This window comes from [Enterobacter] lignolyticus SCF1 (genome assembly GCF_000164865.1).
GTDB classification, from domain to species: domain Bacteria; phylum Pseudomonadota; class Gammaproteobacteria; order Enterobacterales; family Enterobacteriaceae; genus Enterobacter_B; species Enterobacter_B lignolyticus.
The window spans coordinates 58711-79878 of record NC_014618.1; the positions used below are offsets into that span (position 1 = coordinate 58711).

The 21168-nt window shown below is 51.9% G+C and carries 22 protein-coding genes and 1 tRNA gene; 10 read left to right on the forward strand and 13 right to left on the reverse strand.

The window, feature by feature from the left end; all coding sequences use genetic code 11:
• Window positions 1–16: 16 nt before the first annotated feature.
• Window positions 17–835: a lipoprotein NlpA gene (gene nlpA / locus ENTCL_RS00290; RefSeq protein ID WP_013364118.1), complete on the forward strand. Its 819-nt coding sequence runs from the start codon at window positions 17–19 to the stop codon at window positions 833–835.
• Between the two features lie 8 nt (window positions 836–843).
• On the opposite strand, the gene ENTCL_RS00295 is transcribed toward nlpA, so the two are convergent.
• The 4 genes from ENTCL_RS00295 to ENTCL_RS00310 form a co-directional block, all read right to left on the reverse strand.
• The gene (locus ENTCL_RS00295) at window positions 844–2214 is read right to left on the reverse strand and encodes a sensor histidine kinase (protein WP_013364119.1); all 1371 of its coding nucleotides are present in this window, start codon (window positions 2212–2214) and stop codon (window positions 844–846) included.
• Window positions 2190–2858: a response regulator transcription factor gene (locus ENTCL_RS00300; RefSeq protein WP_013364120.1), complete on the reverse strand. Its 669-nt coding sequence runs from the start codon at window positions 2856–2858 to the stop codon at window positions 2190–2192. Before ENTCL_RS00300 ends, ENTCL_RS00295 begins: the two co-directional genes overlap by 25 nt.
• 54 nt (window positions 2859–2912) lie before the next feature.
• Window positions 2913–3698, reverse strand: coding sequence for a COG4705 family protein (locus ENTCL_RS00305; protein ID WP_013364121.1), 786 nt, complete (start codon window positions 3696–3698; stop codon window positions 2913–2915).
• A 205-nt stretch (window positions 3699–3903) separates the two neighbouring features.
• Window positions 3904–4446 (reverse strand): cytochrome b, encoded by a 543-nt coding sequence (locus tag ENTCL_RS00310; RefSeq protein ID WP_013364122.1) that lies wholly within the window; start codon window positions 4444–4446, stop codon window positions 3904–3906.
• A 243-nt stretch (window positions 4447–4689) separates the two neighbouring features.
• Between ENTCL_RS00310 and ENTCL_RS00315 the strand changes: the two genes are divergently transcribed.
• A complete protein-coding gene (locus ENTCL_RS00315) occupies window positions 4690–5613 on the forward strand; it encodes a cation diffusion facilitator family transporter (RefSeq protein ID WP_013364123.1) in 924 nt (307 codons plus the stop codon).
• Between the two features lie 56 nt (window positions 5614–5669).
• Here ENTCL_RS00315 and ENTCL_RS00320 read toward each other — a convergent pair whose 3' ends face one another.
• From ENTCL_RS00320 to ENTCL_RS00355, 8 genes are all read right to left on the reverse strand, one after another.
• The gene (locus ENTCL_RS00320) at window positions 5670–5897 is read right to left on the reverse strand and encodes a hypothetical protein (protein WP_013364124.1); all 228 of its coding nucleotides are present in this window, start codon (window positions 5895–5897) and stop codon (window positions 5670–5672) included.
• 139 nt (window positions 5898–6036) lie between these two features.
• Window positions 6037–6264, reverse strand: a complete 228-nt coding sequence (locus tag ENTCL_RS00325; RefSeq protein ID WP_013364125.1) for a hypothetical protein — start codon at window positions 6262–6264, stop codon at window positions 6037–6039.
• Window positions 6265–6603: 339 nt separating this feature from the next.
• A complete protein-coding gene (locus ENTCL_RS00330) occupies window positions 6604–7200 on the reverse strand; it encodes an HvfX family Cu-binding RiPP maturation protein (protein WP_013364126.1) in 597 nt (198 codons plus the stop codon).
• Window positions 7201–7204: 4 nt separating this feature from the next.
• Window positions 7205–7942 (reverse strand): HvfC/BufC family peptide modification chaperone, encoded by a 738-nt coding sequence (locus ENTCL_RS22360; RefSeq protein ID WP_013364127.1) that lies wholly within the window; start codon window positions 7940–7942, stop codon window positions 7205–7207.
• A gap of 12 nt (window positions 7943–7954) precedes the next feature.
• Window positions 7955–8785: an MbnB/TglH/ChrH family RiPP precursor modification enzyme gene (locus ENTCL_RS00340; protein WP_013364128.1), complete on the reverse strand. Its 831-nt coding sequence runs from the start codon at window positions 8783–8785 to the stop codon at window positions 7955–7957.
• A complete protein-coding gene (locus tag ENTCL_RS00345; protein WP_013364129.1) occupies window positions 8758–9078 on the reverse strand; it encodes a hypothetical protein in 321 nt (106 codons plus the stop codon). The genes ENTCL_RS00340 and ENTCL_RS00345 overlap by 28 nt, the downstream gene beginning before the upstream one ends.
• Window positions 9079–9081: 3 nt before the next feature.
• Window positions 9082–10032 carry an MBL fold metallo-hydrolase gene (locus ENTCL_RS00350; RefSeq protein WP_013364130.1) on the reverse strand — a complete coding sequence of 317 codons (951 nt, stop codon included), beginning with the start codon at window positions 10030–10032 and terminating at the stop codon, window positions 9082–9084.
• Window positions 10033–10169: 137 nt separating this feature from the next.
• Window positions 10170–11099, reverse strand: coding sequence for a LysR family transcriptional regulator (locus ENTCL_RS00355; protein ID WP_013364131.1), 930 nt, complete (start codon window positions 11097–11099; stop codon window positions 10170–10172).
• Window positions 11100–11525: 426 nt separating this feature from the next.
• Between ENTCL_RS00355 and ENTCL_RS00360 the strand changes: the two genes are divergently transcribed.
• The 8 genes from ENTCL_RS00360 (at window position 11526) to ENTCL_RS00395 (ending at window position 20701) form a co-directional block, all read left to right on the forward strand.
• Complete coding sequence (locus ENTCL_RS00360; protein WP_013364132.1) at window positions 11526–12131, forward strand: ankyrin repeat domain-containing protein; 606 nt, start codon at window positions 11526–11528, stop codon at window positions 12129–12131.
• A 99-nt stretch (window positions 12132–12230) separates the two neighbouring features.
• A complete protein-coding gene (locus ENTCL_RS00365; RefSeq protein WP_013364133.1) occupies window positions 12231–13070 on the forward strand; it encodes an oxamate carbamoyltransferase subunit AllH family protein in 840 nt (279 codons plus the stop codon).
• A complete protein-coding gene (gene fdrA / locus ENTCL_RS00370) occupies window positions 13048–14598 on the forward strand; it encodes an acyl-CoA synthetase FdrA (protein WP_013364134.1) in 1551 nt (516 codons plus the stop codon). Before ENTCL_RS00365 ends, fdrA begins: the two co-directional genes overlap by 23 nt.
• The gene (locus ENTCL_RS00375; protein ID WP_013364135.1) at window positions 14595–16007 is read left to right on the forward strand and encodes a YlbE family protein; all 1413 of its coding nucleotides are present in this window, start codon (window positions 14595–14597) and stop codon (window positions 16005–16007) included. The genes fdrA and ENTCL_RS00375 overlap by 4 nt, the downstream gene beginning before the upstream one ends.
• Before the next feature lie 71 nt (window positions 16008–16078).
• Window positions 16079–17029 carry a carbamate kinase family protein gene (locus tag ENTCL_RS00380; protein ID WP_013364136.1) on the forward strand — a complete coding sequence of 317 codons (951 nt, stop codon included), beginning with the start codon at window positions 16079–16081 and terminating at the stop codon, window positions 17027–17029.
• A gap of 69 nt (window positions 17030–17098) precedes the next feature.
• Entirely contained in the window at window positions 17099–18664 is a 1566-nt protein-coding gene (locus ENTCL_RS00385) for a xanthine permease (protein ID WP_157865570.1), read from the forward strand.
• 45 nt (window positions 18665–18709) lie between these two features.
• Complete coding sequence (locus tag ENTCL_RS00390) at window positions 18710–19165, forward strand: nucleoside deaminase (RefSeq protein ID WP_013364138.1); 456 nt, start codon at window positions 18710–18712, stop codon at window positions 19163–19165.
• Window positions 19166–19411: 246 nt separating this feature from the next.
• Window positions 19412–20701: a cytosine permease gene (locus ENTCL_RS00395; protein WP_013364139.1), complete on the forward strand. Its 1290-nt coding sequence runs from the start codon at window positions 19412–19414 to the stop codon at window positions 20699–20701.
• 209 nt (window positions 20702–20910) lie between these two features.
• Here the strand turns inward: ENTCL_RS00395 and ENTCL_RS00400 are convergent.
• A tRNA-Sec gene (locus ENTCL_RS00400) sits at window positions 20911–21005 on the reverse strand.
• Window positions 21006–21168: the final 163 nt, after the last annotated feature.

The following is a 21168-nucleotide window of genomic DNA, read 5'->3' on the forward strand; positions in this document are numbered from 1 at the left end:
ACACAGGGAAAGCACAATGAACAAGATGATAGCGCGTTTTCGTCCCGCGGCGGCGCTGCTGCTGGCAGGCCTGCTTCTGGCGGGGTGCGACCCGCAGAGCAGCGACAGTAAACACATCAAGGTGGGCGTGATTAACGGCGCCGAGCAGGATGTGGCCGAGGTGGCGAAGAAGGTGGCGAAAGAGAAGTACGGTCTCGACGTCGAACTGGTGGGTTTTAGCGGCTCCCTGCTGCCGAACGACGCGACCAACGCCGGCGAGCTGGACGCCAACGTATTCCAGCATCGCCCGTTTCTGGAGCAGGATAACAAAGCGCACAACTATCAGCTGGTCGCGGTCGGCAACACCTTTGTCTTCCCGATGGCCGGCTACTCCCGCAAGATTAAAGCGGTGTCGGAGCTGAAAGACGGCGCGACCATCGCCATTCCCAACGACCCGACCAACCTCGGACGCGCGCTGCTGCTGCTGCAAAAAGAGAAGCTGATTACCCTTAAGCCGGGGAAAGGGCTGCTGCCGACGTCGCTGGATATCAGCGACAACCCGCACAAGCTGAACATCATGGAGATGGAGGGCGCGCAGCTGCCCCGCGTGCTGGACGACCCGAAGGTCGATGTGGCGATCATCAGCACCACCTATATCCAGCAGATTGGCCTGTCGCCGGTGCATGACAGCGTGTTTATTGAAGACAAAAACTCGCCGTACGTGAACATCATCGTGACCCGCGAAAACAACAAAGACGCGGAAAACGTGAAGGCGTTTATCCAGTCGTATCAGTCGCCTGAAGTCGCAAAAGCGGCGGAAACGCTGTTTAACGGCGGAGCGGTGCCGGGATGGTGATGTCCGGCTTATGTTAACCGTTCCCCGGGCGCCACAGGCAGGGTAATCCTTGCCTGTAGCCCGGTAGCGAAATGCGCCGCCTGATGCAGGGTGATGGTGCCGCCGAGGCGGTGCACGCAGGTCTTCACGATGGATAACCCGAGCCCTGAGCCGGGCTGGGTGGCGCCTTCCAGCCGGTAAAACGCGTCAAACACCCGCTCGCGCTTGTTTTCGTCGATTCCCGGACCATTATCTTCAACCTCAATGACCGCACAGCGCCCGCTCAACGTCAGCCGCAGGTCGACCTGGCCATTTTCCGGTACGTAGCGGATGGCGTTTTCCACCAGGTTTTTCAGCGCCGTATAGAGGGTGTTTTTGTCGGTCACGATCTGCGCGTTGGCCGGTAGCGGCTCAGCGACGCCGATATCAATGTTTTTATCCATCGCCAGCGGCAGCAGGGTTTCAATCACCTGCCTGAATACCGCATCGACCGCCACCGTTTCTCTGACCTGTCCGGACGGCGTCTGCTGCTCCCGGGCGAGCGCCAGCAACTGCTCCAGCAGGTGGTGCGCGCGTTTTAGGCCCTGACGCAGCGCGTCCAGCCGCGACTGCGCTTCAGGGGACATCTCCGACCCGGCCAGCCGCTCTGCCTGCAGCGACAGCGCGGTAAGCGGCGTGCGCAGCTCGTGGGCCGCATCGGCGATAAAGCGCTGCTGGGTCTGCATCGCGCCGTCCACTTTGCTAAGCAGCTTATTGATGCCGTTCACGAACGGGCGAATCTCATCCGGCACGGTGTGCTCCGCCAGCGGCGTTAAATCCTGCTCGTCGCGGCGATGCACGTCGTCGGCGAGGCGAATCACCGGGCGAAAGGCTTTTTTAATCAGGTCGGTGGTGACCAGCAGCAGGATGGGCAGCAGCAGGGCGAACGGGATCAGCGTGCGGATGGCGCTGTCAAAGGCGATTTCATTGCGCACGTCCGTCGGCTGACCGATAGCCACCCACATCTGCGGCGTCAGCGGATGAACAAGCACGCGGTACGCGCCCCCGGGGGTGACGATATCCTGAAAACCTTCCCGCAGCGGCGGACGCAGATGAAAGGCAATGTTGGAATCACCGGTATGTTTGCCGTCAGCGGTGATGTACTCGACGAAGATTTGGGCGTCGTTATCGCCTTCCAGACGCTGGCCCATTTTGTTGCGTTCGGCGTCGGTGCCGGGGGTGTATTTGATTACCCAGGCCACCTGATCGAGGGTGTTGTCCTGTAGCTCGTGGGCTTCATCAAGGGCAAAATAGAAGGCGAACCCGCCGCTGGCCAGCGCGGTGGCGAAAATGGCGATACACAGCACCGCCGATAAGCGCAGCTGTACCGAGTTGGTTATCCGCTTTTTGAGACCTGCCATCCGACTCCCCTGATGTTTTTAATCGCCTCGCGGCCAAGTTTTTTACGCAGGGCATGGATCAGAAACTCGATGGCGTTGCTCTCCACCTCTTCGCCCCAGCCGTAGATGCTGTCTTCCAGATCGCGGCGGGAGAGGATCCCGCCCGGGCGCAGCATCAGCGCGGCGAGCAGGGCGTATTCCCGGTTGGAGAGTAAAAACCGCTCTCCGCTGGCAAGCAGGCAAACTTCATGCGTCGCCGGATCCAGGGTCATGATGCCGTTGTTCATCACCGGCGTCCTGCTGCCGCTGCTGCGGCGGGTTACCGCCCGGATACGGGCCAGCAGCTCGCTCATTTCAAAGGGTTTGAGGATGTAATCATCCGCCCCGCCGTCGAGCCCTTTAAGACGGTCGGCGAGGGCGTCGCGGGCGGTCAGAATCAGTACCGGTACTGCGGCGTCTTTTCGCCGCAGCCCGTCGAGCACCGTAAACCCGTCCTTGCCCGGTAAACCGAGGTCGAGCAGCACCACGTCGTAAGGCTGCGCGGCGAACCCGGCAAGGGCGTCGTCGCCGTTTTTCACCCAGTCTACGGCATAGGAGGCATCTTTCAGCGAGCTTTCCAGCACCTCGCCGACCATCGGATCGTCTTCAACCAGCAGTATTCTCATCGCCTGATAGTCCGTTATGTCACCCTGCGACGATGCCTTTGTAAAGGCCCCGGGTCAACGGGATTCTGCTTCCAGCGCCTCGATTTTTACCCGATAGGTGAGGTAGCCAATCAGACTGACGATCGCCAGCAGGAACAGCACGCTGGTGCCGGTGGTGCCAAGCCCCATACCGCCGTTGGCCGAAGGTTGCGACAGCAGATCGCCGCAGGAGGCGCCAAACGGACGGGTCAGGATATACACTATCCAGAAGCACAGCACGCCGTCGGCGCGCAGCGCATAGTAGCTGATCGTCGTCATCAGAATCATGGTACCGAACATCGTTGCGGCGTTGAGATAGCCGAGATCCAGCCCCTCTGCCGCCCAGTCGCCCGCCGCCGTACCCAGCGAGAAGGTGATAAGAATCGCGAGCCAGTAAAACCCCTCGCGTTTCGGAGTGATGATGCTATGGATAGATAGCGTTCCCTCTTTCGAATACCAGACGCCGAAAACAATCATCAGCAGCACCGCGAAGACGCTGGTGGAGAGCGCCAGCGGCACGCCGAAATGGTCCGTCAGGTTATCGGTGACCAGGGTGCCGAAAACGCTGATGAGCAGCACCGTTGACCAGTACAGCACCGGAATATAGCGGTCGGAGCGCATCTGGAAGAACAGCACCACCACGAACAGCAGCCCGGTAAACAGCGAGGTGTTGGTCAGCCCCCAACCCATATTCATGTTCAGGAAGTCGGCGGCGGTTTCGCCCACGGTGGTGGACATCATTTTAATCAACCAGAACAGGAGCGTGACTTCGGGCACCTTGTTCAGCGAAAAGGTCGAGGGGGTTTTTACTGTCGAAAGCATGTTTCCTTCCTCTGGCATCGTCGTGCCGGTAAATGCTGCGTCGGTAACGCGGGATACGTTGTTGAGTACGCAAAATTTACCTGGAGAAACTTAGGGGGGACTTAGGAGGGATTTTATTTTTCCCGTAAGCGAGCGGCAGCGAGAGGGAAAATAAAAGAATGATAACGGGCCGGATGCGTAAAATACGCTCCGACCCGTTGCGGTATTATTTCTGCAGTTTTTTCCACGGCAGCATACGGAATAGTGTGTTATCGCGCATCACGTAGTGGTGGAACAGCGCGGCGGCGGCATGTGCGCCGACAATAAAATAGCCCGCGTTAGCAATAAGCTCGTGGATATCCTTCATGTTTTGCTTCAGTTCAGGATGGCCTACCGGGTCGACGGGCATCGGCAGGGAAAAGAAGGACCACTGCACCTGACCGAAATAAAGCGTCAGCACGCCAAGCACCGGCAGCGCGAGGAACATCAGATACAGCACGCCGTGCAGCGCTTTCGACGCCACGATTTGCCAGCGCGGCGGCGTCGGGATGATATCCGGGTCGCGGTTAGCTATCTTAAGGCCGATGCGAATCACCATCAAAACCAGAACGCTCAGGCCTGCCGTATAGTGGATTAACGCCATGGTCTCCCGGGCTGGCGTACCTTTGGCGGCAAAACCTTTTAGCTCCATGGCGGCGTAGGTCACCACGACCAGCAGAAATACCAGCCAGTGAAAGCAGATTTGGCCACGCGTAAACGTGTTGTTCATCAGTCAATCCTCAAAAAACGCAGTATTTACGTTATATAAGCAAAAGCTTAAGCCGACATTAACATTTTGGGAAATAAAAGCTGATTTATTCCTGGTGGAGGTATGTCGGGTAACCTGTTCTTTTTGAAAGTGAGTCTTATTTAAACCTGAGCTAAATATATTTAATAAAAACGAGCACATTTTCGCTATCTTGAATTATATTACGCGCATTGTCGTACGGCAGGGCATATTTCTGGGGTTAGTATGATTCATAATGAAAATAAGCACAATGAGAACGAATATCATAATCGTTCATTGGCTGCGAGAAAAAGCACGCTGGTGAGCGTGGTAGTGAATATATTTCTGTCCTGTTTTCAGGTTCTGTTGGGGATATTTTCCGGCTCGCAGGGGCTCATAGCCGATGGTATGCATTCGTTTTCCGATTTAGTAGCTGATTTTGTCGTGCTGACCGCCAATAAAAAAAGCCGCAAACCGTCTGATGACGACCACCACTATGGTCACGGACGCTATGAGAACGGGGCATCGTTAATTATTGGCGCGATACTGTTCCTGGTCGGGGCGGGTATGATTTGGTCCGCCGGCGGCAAGCTTCTGCACCCCGAGACGATTGCGAACGTGCACATCATCGCGCTGTGGGTGGCGCTGCTTGCGCTGACGGCGAAAGAGCTGCTGTTCCGCTACATGCTGGCGGTGGCGAGACGTATTCAGTCGTCGCTGCTGATTGCCAATGCCTGGCACGCGCGTTCGGATGCGGCGTCGTCGGTCGTGGTGGCCATCGGGATTTTCGGCAACCTGCTCGGCTACCCGTGGCTCGACCCGGTGGCGGCGCTGGTGGTCGGCGTGCTCATCGCCCGTATGGGCTATCACTTTTCCGCCGATGCGCTCCATGACCTGATGGACCGCTCGGCCGATGCCGACGTGGAAGCGGCGATCAAAACCACCATCCTCGCCATCCCCGGCGTCGCCGGGCTGCACGACCTGAAAACCCGCAAAACGGGTGACCTGATCCTGGTGGATGTACATATCGAGGTCGACGGCGAGCTTTCCGTGCGCGAAGGGCATGATATTGCCGTAGCGGTGCGCGAGGCGGTAATGGAAAATAAAAACGTGCTGGACGTGATGACCCACATCGATCCGTATCAGGGGACAGGTATGCCCGTTTGCTGAGCGTGCAAGATGTTATATAAAGAAGGGTGGCTGAGATGACACCCTTCTTTTTCGTGCTAGCGTTTTAAGACAAAGCAATCCGCTTTTACATGCTGGTTAATATAATCATTTAGCCCCTCGCCGCGGCGGGCGAGTTTTTGCATCTCAGCAACGACCGCACTGCCCGGATGGGAGGCGTTATATAAATACACCGAACTATTTTTAAAGTATACCGTGATAGAGTCCTGCTCTATTTCGTAGGCTTTCACACCAGAGGTACCCTTTTTATTTGCATATATTTCCATTGTTGCGTTTCCCTTATGTGTATTACGCGACATAAGAAAAATACTAGCGAAGCAACAATAATGCTGTGATCGGCGTAGCGATACCGGGACGGGAGGCGGCAGCGGCTCGGGTCAACCGAACCACTGCCTGGCGTGCGGGTTACCGTATCTTTCTAAAATAATCGGATCTGACGTGCCGTTGAATATAGGTCTCTAACCCCATGCCAATACGGGCAAGTCGCTGCATTTCAGCAACGGCCTTCACGCCGGGTTTTTCCGCGTTATACAGATAGGTGGAGCGATCGTTGAAAATGATTTCAATCGCATCTTCAGAAATTTCGTACCTCATCACCCCGGAATGACCGTTGAGGTTGGCATATTGTTCCACTATCAACTTTCCTTTTTTGCAGCGCATAGCCTAAAGAAAGTACTATACGAATGTGATCATAGAATGTGATGCGCATCACATTTTTGTGGGCGGTGACAACGAGATAATTAGATGTTTTTATATCGAATAACAACGGGTTAAGCAGATTTAATAAGTGGGCGCAATTATGGCATTTTGCCTGCCCGACGTATCGGCATTTCCGTTGGGTCAACCTCCGTCGAGAGTGTGCAGGCGAAGAAGCAACGCGCCATCCTTCTCGCGGCGCTGTTGCTCAGCCCATATGCGGTTCGCTCGCCGGTGAATGCGCTCAGCAGCAGTACCGTTAAGACCGGTCAAGCGTTATTGGCTTCGCCACGCTGGCGTTATCTTTTTTAGCCAGTAGTCCGCGCTGACATATCGTCCTCCACCGTAAACCAGCAGAACCAACAACATGATGAAATAGGTGGCTGAGAATTCGATGCCATTGTTCAAAATAACCGGGTCGCCCAGCTGGGTGATGTAATTGTAACGACCCGGGAAATTTTCAATCAGCCACTGCAGGAAGGCCGTCATACGCTGGCTGGATTCCATGGTGTTGCTGGCAATGGCCAGCCAGCCATGGGACCAGTGAACCATCAGACTGGCGACGCTCATTACGACAATCATCGGGATTGCTATAATGCGGGTAAATAGACCCAGCGTGATACAGATCAGGCCCAGCACTTCAGTTGACGTGGCCAGAAATGCCAACAGCCAGGGAAACGGCAGGCCGAGGCCGCCTTCGGCGGTAGGTTGTGCAAACCAGGCGACGGTACCACTGAATCCCAGCACCTTTGCATGCGCCCCTGCGAAAATAACAGGAATTAAATAGAGACGAATAAGTAATAATGCAATGAAATCTGCTTTCATAACGCTGGATATCACCAGCGTGTAACGTGAGATCAATTTGGTCAGCATAATATTATCCCCTGTACTTTAATGACAACAGCTCATCGTTATTGTTGGCTTCCAGCCATACATGCAAAGGTAATGTGGAGAAACTGCATGCCACCTGCGTCTGCAATTGTTCCAGGCTTACCGCCGTCGTCTGATTATTCAACCCCGATAGCAAATGAACATCGGTCAGATGGAGTCTTTTCTGATAAATTTCATTATTGTGCTTACGGTAGACCGCATAATAATTGTGAAGCGGTATCTCCTCATCACAGGGTTCTCCTTCTTTTAGCCAGAATGGTAAGGCGATTATCCTCAGCGTCGGGTTAGGTATCACATCGACATTATGCAAACGAGCGGGTTTTTGTCTTATTGGCTGTGGAAAAGGAACCTCACTATCATCAATTTCAACCGCGTAGAGAAGCCACTCATATTCTACCAATGCCAGGTCATACGGGGATAACGGCTCTTTCTCACGCACGAAAAGTAACAGCTCCGTCGCTATCTGATGAAACTCAGGCTGAGTGGAGTGATGCTGATTCACAAACCGGTCGACCAGTTGATAAACGGCGGACCTATCCCGTTTGCAGCAAAACAGCGGGAAAACATTCTGCAATACGTCGCTGATATTTTCCCTGATGATGTTTCGGTACAGCGTCATGCCGCGGGTACAGGATTTATCCGCAGCGCCACTGGCACGAAGCCGGGCTGAAAACTCGGCCTGTGCGGCGGCCAGTGACGCAGGGACTGCAGGTGATAGACTCACATATCCTCCTTTTTACGCAATAGATGCCCGGATGCCGGCCAGTTCCTCACAGAGGTCATCCAGAGGCGGCACGTTGTTATCACGCTCCAGCAGTAGCGGCCTGGCGCCGTGAAGGTAAAACGTCTGCTTTGCAAGTTTCATCACATCTTCCAGCACTGGCATACCGTGTGTATCAAGCCGGAACTCCTCATCTTCTAAATGACCGGCGATGTGGTAATACACAATCGAGTTACCTGGAATGCTGCGAATATAATCAAGCGCATCAAAATTGTGATTAAAGGCATTTACGTAGACATTATTAATATCCAGTAACATGCCGCAGCCGCTACGCTGCAATAGTTCACCCCAGAATTCCGCCTCCGGTATCTCACCCGTATAGCGGTGATAAGAGGAAATATTTTCCAGAACCAGCTGACGGCCCAGCAGGTTCTGCACGCGATCGATCCTCTGCGTCAGATAGGGCAGCGCATCGGCAAACGTCGGTATTGGCAGTAAATCGTAAAAATATCCCTGCGGGTCCCGGGAAAAGCAGAGATGATCGCTGTAAATATCGATACGGTACTCATCCAGAAAACGACGGATATCATTAATGTACGTTTCGTTTAACGGGCACACATCACCGATTGACAAACTCAGGCTGTGGCAAATTAAAGGATACTTTTTTCTTATGTCCGCTAAATATTCCTTTTTGGCGCCCCCTATATTCATCCAGTTATCGGGAGCCAGCTCGAGAAAATCGATATCCTGACGTTTTGGTTGCTGTAACAGTCGCGGGATATGTTCATTACGCAGCCCGATACCGGCACTATCCTGGGCTATTTCCCGCACACGCCGCTGGTGCATTTCCCGTCCTCTACCTGTTGAGGGGATACCTGTTGATTGATACCTTCACCGGTCAGGCCGCATTTTCCATCGCGGGCGCGCACAAGCTGGTACTGTGGGTCATGGTTCAGACTGGCCTGGCCGTATATCTTTTCCGTACCGCATTTACCGCTGGCGCACTTACCGCTGCTGGTGGGAGCTTTGTTGCCTGTTTTGCTCGCTTCGTAGGAGGTACCCTCAGCAGAAACCGGCGCAACCATCCCTGCAATCAGCATTGAGCCCACCGTGATCGATAATACAATTTTATTTTTCATTGATTATTCCTGCTCACTGGCTAATGAAATCGGGAAACAGGAGAGGTCACGGCTGGAATAGACCTTCCCGTGGTAGTACTGCTTGACGATATTGACGGACTGGTCTTTCAGACGCAGACCTTTGCCCATGAAGTGGTTCAGCACCAGTACCTTCGGATTGATTTCGGCAGCAATTTTTCCCACCGCTTCAGGTTCGGCGTGCAGGAATTTCGATGCGGTATCGGCGTGTTCATCAATCGCTAATGGCATTACCAGAATGTCAGCGCCTTTCGCAAAATTGACGAAGGCTTCATTGCTGCCATTTTGGTCAGCGGAGATCACCATCGTACCCTTAGCGGTTTCGATACGAAACGCAAGGCAAGGGACATCTCCGTGCGGGATCCCTAATGCGGTGACCTTCATTTCCGGATCCTGATAAACCAACTGCGGTTCTTTGGCGGTGTAATCAATATCCTTAACGCGGCTTTCCAGCTGTAACCCATCGGTGGCGTTATACAGACCATTCAGATAGGAATATGCGCCGCCTTCTTTTTTAAACAGGTCATGGAAATATTGCGTCATGGACGGGAATGCGCCGCCGCCCATCGGTCCGGCAAGGTCAATCACCTCTTTCTGCTGCAGAAAATAACCGCCTTTAAGGATTGCGGCCAGGTCAGAGACATGATCGGTGTGGAAGTGGGTAATGCCGATGAGTTTGAGATTTTCCAGCCGGGCGCCAGACTGGCCAAAGCGCAGGAAAATTCCGCCGCCGGCATCAATCAGAATGGCGGATTTGCCATTCAGCCAGATGACCTCTCCGGAGGATGCCCGCTGGTCATCGGTGATAGGTCCACCGGTACCGAGGGTTTGCAGGGTGAACTCTTTGTTTTTGCACTGGAGGCCGTCAGCCAGTGTACTGGCCGAAAAAACCAGTGAAAATGACAGCAGCATTGCCCTATTGAAGCGCATTTTCATAAGAATGATTTTCCTGAAAATTAAAGCGAGGGCTCTTCTGCCCTACGGCGTTTAACATTAAGGAAAAAAGACTACAACACTAAAATAACACATCAAAACAGATAATTTATGTAGCTTCTACCACTTTTACTGGTAATTTAATTCTGGTGCAGCAGGTCCTGATAAATCTCGGTCAACACCCCTCCTTCTGCAAACTGCTTTTTAATCCACTGTGTGACCTGTCCTGTAGCGGTATGCTGCGCGGCGAGCATCATGAGTGAGTCCTGACGCGGATTATTTATCTGCCGGGTTACCAGCAGGCCGCTTTCTTTAGCGTCGCGCACCAGGTAATCGGGTAAAAAACCCACCCCCTCGCCCAGAATCTGGCAATAGCATTTGGTATTAAAATCAGGTACCAGAATGGCCTCCTGGCCGTGCAGCAGCCAACCGACCTTTTTATTGAGCGTGAGCGCGGTATCTTCCACCATGATATTGGGGTACAGGCGTAGCTGGCTCTCTGAAATGGGTTCCGGCATAAAAGCCAGCGGGTGAGTGGGAGCGATGGCGAATTCCCAGCGGATCGCGCCAATTTCGGTATAGTCGATGCCGCCGCCGTCGGGCAGCGTGCCTGGCGCGCCGATGGCGATGTTGGCGTGGTTGTTAATTATCGATTCCCATACGCCGTTGTAGACCTCAGTGGTGATGGTAATCAGGCAGGTGGGGAACTGTTTCTTCAGAATTTGTAGCAGCTTTGCGGTGTGGCGAGGGGTGTAAAGCAGCTGATTGATGCAGATGCGCAGCTTCACCTCAATCCCTTGCGAGATAGTGTCGACACCCCGTTTGATGGCGTGGAAGTCGTTAAGCAGGTCGGTCGCCTTGCGATAGAAATAGTGGCCTGATTCGGTGAGTTCAATACTGCGCGTGCTGCGCACAAACAGTACGACATCAAGGTAGGTTTCTATTCTTTTGATGGTGTAGCTGACGGCGGATGTTGTCAGATCCAGCTCTGCTGCCGCTTTGCTAAAGCTGGCGTAGCGAGCGGCGGTGACAAACGTCAGAAGATTTTCTTCCGTAAAAATAGAGTTCATTACGCAAATCCTCTGTGCAGATAGTTAATAGCACGATCAACCTATGATAAGGCTCGACATGCCGCGCTGACGGCGCAATACCATATTGTTGAATGTATTTGAAATCCCGTTGTTCTGGGCTTTCGTTCTGAACCACATTTAACACCGCCATTACAACTCATTTGAAGAGCATCACACTTCTGAAAACTCGTTCTTACCGCTGCCCGTCAGGCTTCGTGAGACCCGGTGTTGTAAGTTCCAAAAACCCGGAAAGCGCGGTTTAGCGCATGTAAAATATTGCGCTAACGCACATCTTACACACATTGTTGAAAATATTTCAATAATAGGGTCTTTAACGATGAATGATTCTTAAACGGATTTTAAACCGGGTTGAGTGTTGCTATTCTCAATTCATAGGGCATAACGAAGTACGGGAGTAATTATTATATGTCTCAGAACGAACTTATTGCAGAGTTTCTAAATGCAGCAGTACAAGGCCAGCCAGACGTACTAAAAAGCTGTCTCGCCAGCGGCGTAGATATTAATGTTACTAATCGCCAGGGACGTACAGCAATTACCCTCGCCAGCCTACATAAGCAGTATGCGTGTGTTGAGTATCTTATTTCTGCCGGTGCGGATATTAATAAACAAGATGAAACCTGTTTCAACCCTTTTTTATTAAGCTGCCTGAATAACGATTTAACCTTACTGCGTCTGGTATTGCCCGCTAACCCCGATCTGAACTGTTTATCGCGATTTGGCGGCGTCGGTATTACGCCGGCAAGCGAAAAGGGGCATGTAGAAATTGTGCGTGAATTACTGACCCGCACAGAAATAAACGTTAACCACACCAATTTCGTCGGCTGGACGCCCTTGCTGGAGGCCATCGTACTTAACGACGGCGGCGTCAAACAGCAGGAAATCGTCAGGCTGTTATTGGAGCACGGCGCGAATCCGCACATGACGGATAAGTACGGTAAAACGCCGCTGGCGCTGGCCCGTGAGAAGGGGTACCACGAAATTGCTGAACTGCTGATCCAGTCAGGAGCCTGATAAACCCGGAGGCGTACTATCGCATCACGTGTTGAGCGGCAGTGCATCCTCGCGCTTACGGCAGATGGGGCGGCTCTCCGCCCCGGATTACAGGCAGAAGTGGACGGTGAAGTTAGAGGTACCGTTGAGCAGGTTTTTTCCCGGGCAGTGAATCTGTTTATTCCCGAACAGAATACACTTTATACCCTGCTTAGCCCTTCTTGCGATAATGCTCCAAATAGCTGTCGGATAGCGCTTGAACACTGCGACAAATTTTTTCGGCCCGGTGAACAGGTCATCTTTTACAAACGCGGTATTACGGTAGGTCACGACAAATTTATCGATTTTTCGCGCTGTAAGCCCTGGTTGCCCGACGCGCTCTGTTTTAAAGATTCGCGGTGCTGGCAAAGTATTGCTGATTTAATAAATGAAAGTATCAAAGACAGCGCTTCGTTATTTTATTATCAAGGACCGAATGCCTTTTACCAGGAAATAGCAAGACTACTGCAAGTATATCGCGGCGATCTCTTGCAGTCGTTGAAAATCGGGGATGATACGGCCATTACAACGGCGGGGATAAATTTAATAGGGCTAGGTATTGGGCTTACCCCGACGGGTGATGATTATCTTACCGGACTTAGCGCTATTTTATTTATTCCCGATAGCCCGGGGCGACGGTACCTCGACGTATTTATTGATATTCAGGAGTCAGGAAAAGAAAAAACCACGCTGTTGAGCGCAATAACGCTGCGAGAGGCTATTTCACAGCGCTATCGCGAGGTTATTCACCGGTTTATTTTCCAGATAAACCAGAATGATAGCCAGAATATTCAACAGGTTATTAACGAAATTAAACGAATCGGCTCAAGTTCAGGCTGCGACATGCTGTACGGCATGGCGGACGCCCTTGCTTTGACCGCGTATTTTGGAGGAAAGAATGTCAACCAGGATTGTGATTAAAAAGAACACGTATTTTGACTCGGTTTCGCTGATGTCGGTGTCCACTAAAGCCAACCAGCTTGACGGTGTGGAGCAGGCGTTTGTCGCGATGGCGACAGAAATGAACAAAGGCGTGCTGAAAAACCTCGGGCTGATGACTGATGAGCTCGAGCAGGCTGCAAGCGGCGACCTGATGATCGTCATCAAAGGGGCCAGCGATGACGCGAATACCGCCACGCTTGAAGCTATTGAAGCGCTGTTTGTCCGTAAAGACAGTGCGGGCTCACGCCACGAATCCCGCTACGCGACGCTTTCCAGCGCCCATACCCATATTCCAGAAAGCAATCTGGCCGTGATTTCCGTCAACGGCGCGTTTGCCGCCCGCGAAGCGCGCCAGGCGCTGGAAAATGACCTCAACGTGATGCTGTTCTCCGATAACGTCTCCCTTGAGGATGAGCTGGCGCTCAAACAGCTCGCCCACCAAAAAGGGCTGCTAATGATGGGGCCAGATTGCGGTACCGCCATCATTAATGGCGCAGGGCTTTGCTTTGCTAACGAAGTGCGCCGCGGGTCCATTGGCATCATTGGCGCAAGCGGTACGGGCAGCCAGGAGCTGAGCGTTCGTATCCACGAGTTTGGCGGCGGTATTTCCCAGCTGATTGGAACCGGTGGACGCGACCTGAGCGAGAAAATCGGCGGCATCATGATGCTCGACGCACTTCAGATGCTGGAAGAGGACGCGCAAACAGAAGTGATTGCGCTGATTTCCAAACCGCCAGCTCCGGCGGTGGCTCGCAAAGTGCTGGAGCGCGCGAAGTCTTGTCGTAAACCGGTGGTGGTGTGCTTCCTTGGCCGCGGTGAACCGCAGGCCGATGAAGAAGGATTGCAGTTTGCTCGCGGTACCAAAGAAGCGGCGCTCAAAGCCGTCTTGCTGACCGGCGTGAAGAAGGAATCGCTGGATCTTCATCCGCTCAACTGGCCGCTTATCGAAGAAGTACGCGCACTCCTGAAGCCTGAACAGAAGTATATTCGTGCGCTGTTTTGCGGCGGCACCCTGTGCGACGAGGCCATGTTTGCTGCGCTGGAAAAATATCCGAACGTGTACAGCAATATCCAGCCAAATCAGGAATATCGCCTGAAAGACGTCAACGTCAGTATCGCCCACACCTTCCTTGATTTTGGCGATGACGATTTCACCAACGGCAAGCCTCACCCGATGATTGACCCAACCAACCGCATCAACCGCCTGTTGCAAGAAGCGCGCGACCCGGAAGTGGGCGTGATTGTGATGGATTTCGTGCTGGGCTATGGCTCGCATGAAGACCCGGTGGGCGTGATGCTTGATGCCATCAAAGAAGCAAAAGCCATCGCGGCTCGCGATGGACGTCATCTGGTCATTCTGGGTTACGTGCTGGGTACAGACCTGGACACTCCTTCGCTCGGACAGCAGTGCCAGATGCTCACTGACGCAGGCGTTATTTGGGCCAGCAGTAGTACCAACACCGGTTTATTGGCACGTGAGTTTGTCTGCAAGGAGGAAGCGCAATGAGTCTGTTCACCCAGCCGCTGAATGTCATTAACGTCGGTCTCGCGATGTTCAGCGATGATTTGAAAAAGCAGCATGTCCCGGTCACGCAGCTCGACTGGACGCCACCGGGCCTTGGCAATATGGCCGTGGTGAAATGTCTCGACAACATTGCCGCGCCGGAAGTGGCGGAGAAAGTCGCGGCGGCCAACAAGCTCGCGCTGGAGCGTATTCTCCAGTCCCATCCCGTGCTGATCGGCTATGACCAGGCGATCAACGTCGTTCCGGGCATGACGCGTAACACGATTCTGCATGCCGGACCGCCTGTGACCTGGGAAAAAATGTGCGGTGCGATGAAAGGCGCCGTTACCGGCGCGCTGGTATTTGAAGGGCTGGCCGCGACGCTGGAAGAGGCCGCTGAGCTGGCCGCATCCGGCGAGATTATCTTCTCACCTTGCCACGAACACGACTGCGTCGGCTCGATGGCGGGCGTGACGTCTGCCTCCATGTTCATGCACATCGTCGAGAACAAAACCTACGGTAATCGCGCTTACACCAATCTGAGCGAGCAGATGGCGAAGATCCTGCGCATGGGCGCCAATGACCAGAGCGTCATTGACCGTCTGATCTGGATGCGCGACGTGCTGGGCCCAATGCTGCGCGATGCCATGAAGCTGGCGGGCGAAATTGATTTGCGCCTGATGCTTGCCCAGGCATTGCACATGGGCGACGAATGCCACAACCGTAACAACGCGGGCACCACGCTGCTTATCCAGGCGCTGACGCCGTGGATTATCCAGACGGGCTATAGCGTTGCGCAGCAAAAAGAGGTGTTCGATTTTGTCGCCAGCAGCGACTACTTCTCCGGTCCGACATGGATGGCAATGTGTAAAGCCGCCATGGACGCTGCGCACGGTATTGAATACAGCACGGTCGTCACGACGATGGCGCGTAACGGCGTGGAGTTTGGTCTGCGCGTGAGCGGCTTGCCAGGCCACTGGTTCACCGGTCCGGCTCAGCAGGTGATTGGCCCGATGTTTGCTGGCTATAAGCCGGAAGACTCCGGGCTGGATATCGGCGATAGCGCGATAACAGAAACCTACGGCATCGGTGGTTTCGCCATGGCGACGGCGCCGGCGATTGTCGCGTTGGTGGGCGGTACGGTAGACGAAGCCGTCGATTTTTCCCGCAAGATGCGCGAGATAACGCTAGGCGAAAACCCCAACGTCACCATCCCATTGCTGTCGTTTATGGGCATTCCTTCGGCGATTGATATTACCCGCGTGGGTGACACTGGCATTCTGCCGGTAATCAACACGGCCATTGCACACAAAGACGCGGGTATCGGCATGATTGGCGCGGGCATTGTCCATCCGCCATTTGAATGCTTTGAGAAGGCTCTGCTCTCGTTTAGCCAACGCTATTGCGACTGATCGTTAACACCATCCGCATTCCCCCCTTCCTGCCAGGAACGGGGGAGTGCAGGGAAGGCAGGGGAAAGAAAATGAAACAACTCGTGGTAGTGGCTATTGGCGGCAATAGCATCATCAAAGATAACGGCAGCCAGTCGGTCATGCATCAAGAGACCGCCGTGAAAGAAGTGGCAAAGTCGGTGCTGGCTATGCTCAGTTCGGATTTTGACATTGTGCTCACTCACGGAAATGGTCCTCAGGTGGGGCTGGATTTACGCCGTGCGGAGATTGCTCATGAGCAGGAAGGCCTGCCGCTAACCCCCCTCGCTAACTGCGTGGCGGACACACAGGGCGGCATCGGTTATCTGATCCAGCAGGCGCTCAATAATTGCCTGAGCCGCAGCGGGGAGAAAACGGCGGTAACGGTCATCACCCAGGTGGAGGTGGATAAAAACGATCCAAACTTCATTCACCCGGCGAAGCCCATTGGCGCGTTTTTTAGCGCCACGCAGTGTGAGGAGCTCAAAGCCGCCCACCCTGACTGGCATTTTGTTGAGGATTCCGGGCGTGGCTATCGTCGAGTGGTCGCCTCGCCAGAGCCAAAGCGCATCGTTGAAGCTGAGGCCATTCGGGCGTTGATCAACCAGGGATTCGTGGTCATCGGGGCAGGTGGAGGCGGGATTCCAGTTATCCGCACCGCAAGTGGCGATTATCAGAGCGTTGATGCTGTCATTGACAAAGATCTTTCCACCGCGCTTCTCGCCCGTGAAATCAGTGCAGACATTCTCGTCATCACGACGGGTGTAGAGAAGGTGTGCATTCATTTCGGTAAACCAGAGCAGCGCGCGCTGGGTGAAGTCACCGTTGAAGAAATGGCTCGCTACAGCGAAGAAGGGCATTTCCCGCCGGGAAGTATGCTGCCAAAAATCACCGCCAGTCTCGCGTTTCTACGGCAGGGCGGCAAGCGGGTCATTATTACCACGCCTGAAAAACTGCCCGAAGCCCTGCGTGGAGAAACCGGGACTCACATCGTTAGCATTTAAGTGCGGGAGTAGTTTATGAACAGCTCAGGAAAAAGTGACCGTGAATATTTGAATGACGGCGATAATGCAATGGTGGCCAACTCCTCTTGTCAGACACAACGTATTTCTTTATGGAAAAAAGGGGATTTCGCGGCATCTTTTGGTTTATTTATTAACGTTCTGACAGACTTCCTTGTGATGATCTCACTGCTCATTTATGTCGTGGGTATGCCACAGGATTTTGTTTATAAACAAATTGTGCCCGGGTTTGGCAGCGCGGTGCTGTTGTCAGGCCTCATTTTCGCCTATTTTGCCTATAAATTAGCGGTTAAAACAGGCAGAAGTGATGTTACCGCACTTCCGTCCGGTTCCAGCTCCCCGGGTATTTTTCTAATCATTTTTATGATTATGTTACCTCTGTACCATCAAACAAAGGATGCTGCATTCACAACAACGGTTGGGGTGATTTGGTGTTTATTTGAAGCTTCAATGCTTTTTGTCGGCGCCTTCTTTGGTGATATTGTCAGAAGGTTTGTACCAAGAACAGTATTGTTGGCAGCATTAGCAGGACTGTCATTTGTCTTTTTGGGTATGAACCCGATGCTGCAATCTTTTGAGAAACCGGTTGTCGCATTTGTTGCAATTATTATCATCTTCATGAACTGGTTAAGTAAGCATCCGATAATGAAGAAGATACCGACGGGGTTATTGCTGATAATAATTGGCACTATCATTGCCTGGGTTATGGGATATCAAGATCCTGCGGCGGTTGCTAAATCGTTGAAGTCATTTGGCTTTAATCCGCCAACGCTACATTTGCATGGTCTTTTCGATCATATTGATGCAGCCTTCCCGTATTTATTAGCCGCGGTGCCTTTGGGATTATCAAACTATATTTTTAATCTGGAAAACGTTGAAGCTGCGGCAGTGTGCGGCGATGAATATAAAACCAGAGACGTAATGCTGACCAACGGTATCTGTTCTGCGGTAGGCGCATTTTGCGGCAACCCGTTCCCCGTAACGGTGTATGTGGGACATGCGGGCTGGAAAGAGGTCGGCGCAGGGATTGGGTATTCTATTGCCAGTTCTACAGCCATATTCTTATTATCCATTTTCAGTCTGATGGGACTGGTGCTCGCAGTGGTGCCTATTGAAGCCATTGTTCCGATGCTCGTGTTTATTGCGATTGTTACAGGGTTTCAGGCGGTTAAAGAAGCGCCAAAATTTGAAGTGCCAGCAATTTTTGTCTGTTTTTTCCCCTGGGTTGCCAACTGGGCTACGGTCCAGGTTAACAATGCCCTGTCGGCTGCCGGTATTTCGGTTGGAAATGATGCCGGCCAGGTATCCTCTGCAGCGCTACACAACGCTGGCCTGTTCTACGATGGTTTGGTTGCGTTAGGTAATGGGGCGCCGATCACGAGCATTATCTGGGGTTGCATCCTTATCTTTACTATCCGTAATACGCCTGTAGGTGGAATAGCTGCGGCTATCTTAGCCTCTGCATTGACTTTTGCCGGTGTCATTCATACAAGTACCGTTGGGTGGGCTCAGACAACTGCCATGCCTTTCGTTTTTGGATATTTGCTTATTGTCGCATTCCTGGCAATGAAGCTATATATCAATAAGAGAGATAATATTGCTCCTGTTACCGAATAAAATGTAGATAGCTTGTATTCATTGTTTTATAGAGGGAAATTAGCCATGGATTATATGAAGTTAGCCGTTGATGCAACTATCCACGGAATGGAAAATAATATTGGTGGGCCATTTGGCGCGACCATTGTAAGAAATGGCGAAGTGGTTGTTGCGATAAGCAACACGATGACCAGAGATACTGACCCTTCAGCACATGCTGAACTCGTGGCGATTCGCGAAGCGTGTAAAAAACGAGGAACGTTTGATCTGTCCGACTGTGAGATTTATGCAACTTGTGAACCATGCCCGATGTGTGTTGCGGTAATTATTTGGACGGGTATTAAGAAAGTATACTATTGCAGTACGCATCATGATGCGCATACCCATGGATTTTCTGATCAACACCTTCGTGATTATTTTTCAGGTAAAGATACGAGCTGCCTGGACATGATTAATGTTGCGAAAAGAGAAGACTGCGATCGCCTGTTCAGCTATTTTCATGAGATCCAGTCTGGAAAGTGATTTTTAAATCGATTAACTAAGGTTAATGTTCAGTAAATTGATGTTCATCATGACAGCATTAATGGTAATGCTGTCATGAAAAAACTTCGCAAACTCTGGAAGTTCTTAAGTAACTATTTTCTGTGAACTTAGCAACGCGTTGAAAACATGTACAGAGAGGCTTGGGTTCATATCCCCAACGCTTAGTCATCAACGCAATCGATAAATAATATTTTATCACGTCAGATAAAAACAGGTATATGAGAAATGGAAAAAATTAAAGAGTCAACACACCTGAATGCAGAGAGTAAACTTCTGGACCCAGAGTTTGAGCACACGGCCGTACCATTAGAATACAGAAAAAAATTATCCTCAGTATCTGCGGTTTGGTTTGGATTCCCCATGGTGCTCACCAGTGCCGTCATTGGCGGTTTGATTACCGCACAATTAGGATTTAAATCAGGCGCGCTGGCTATGCTCCTTGGCAATTTGTTGCTTTTTGTTGTTGTTGGATTACTGAGTTATGACGCGGGGCGAACCGGACTGAATTTCTCTCTTACCGCAAAAAAAACCTTTGGCCGCTCGGGATATTATCTGGTATCAGGACTGCTTTCCACGGTGGTGATTGGATGGTTCGCTCTGCAAATTGGGTTAACCGGAGCGACAATGCATGATTCGTTTGGCTCCAACCTGCTGGTCATGACTCTGGCTGGTGGGTTTTTATATGTCATTATTACCTATATAGGTATTAAAGCACTGTCATTCCTGGGATGGATTGCTGCGCCATTTTATTTTTTAATTGCTGCGATTGCTGTATATATGGCGTTGAAGGAAGGTAACTCTGATATTTTAAGTTATCAACCACATGTATCAAGCGCGATGTCATTTGGTGCCGCAGTAACGCTTGTATTTGCAGGATTCGCCGATTCCGGAACAATGACCGCTGACTTTACGCGTTGGGCTAAAAATGGTCGTGAAGGGTTCCTGTCTACAATCTTCGCCTTCCCGATTGGAAACTTTATCGCTGAAATGGTCGGGGGGATCGTCGTTGCGACGGGTGTTATCCCTAATCCAGCCTCAACGGGAGGTGACTTTATGACCGTGCTTTCAGGGCATGGCACTCTGCTTACCGTGTTATCCGTTATTTTCGTTTTCATCAATTTAGGTTCTGTTGCAACTCACTGCCTATATAACGGCGCTGTAGGCTGGTCGCACATGTCTGGCAAGAAAATGAGAACCATCACCCTCTTTCTTGGCTTCCTCGGCGTGCTTGCCGCAGTATCTGGTATTTACAACCATTTCTTTAACTGGCTGGTGCTGCTGGGCGTAATTATTCCGCCAATTAGCGCCATCATGATTGCAGACCGCCTCGTGTTAAACAGAGGCAACTCAGCCCAGACCGCTGCATGGAACCCGGTTGCCATAACGTCATGGGGGCTGGCAGCAATTGTTTCTCTGTTTATTAACTTTCAGGCCCCAAATCTACCCGTGGCAGTTATTGGGTTGGTAGCTGGAGCCGTATTCTATATTGCAGGGAGTAAGCTTTTTAATAAGTAGTGATGTCTTTTTGTGTAAATAACAAACTCCATTGCATTAGATGGAGTTTGTTATTTGAGCTATTAAAATGCGTCGTTTGCAGTGGTGTTGAAGGATTCAGAAATGAGTCTGGGGATTCGAGTCGTATAAAACCCACTACTTCAGTTGGCTTGTGCGATTTTAGTTAAGAATGTTTTAGCAATATTGATGGCAGAAAAAGAGCTGAACTTTGGCGGAAGATCACAGGAGTTGAACCTGCCCGGGACCGCTGGCGGCCCCAACTGGATTTGAAGTCCAGCCGCCTCACCGGAGACGACGATCTTCCGCGCCTGCATTGCTACATGGAGGCGGGGCGCATTATAGCTACTTTCAGGCATTTACCACATACCCAAATGTAAAAATTTCACGGTTCCGGAAACAGTATTTCCAGATGTAACAACAGACCCTCGTAAAATCATAGAGTTACCCTTTCTCTTGGTTTCCCCCTA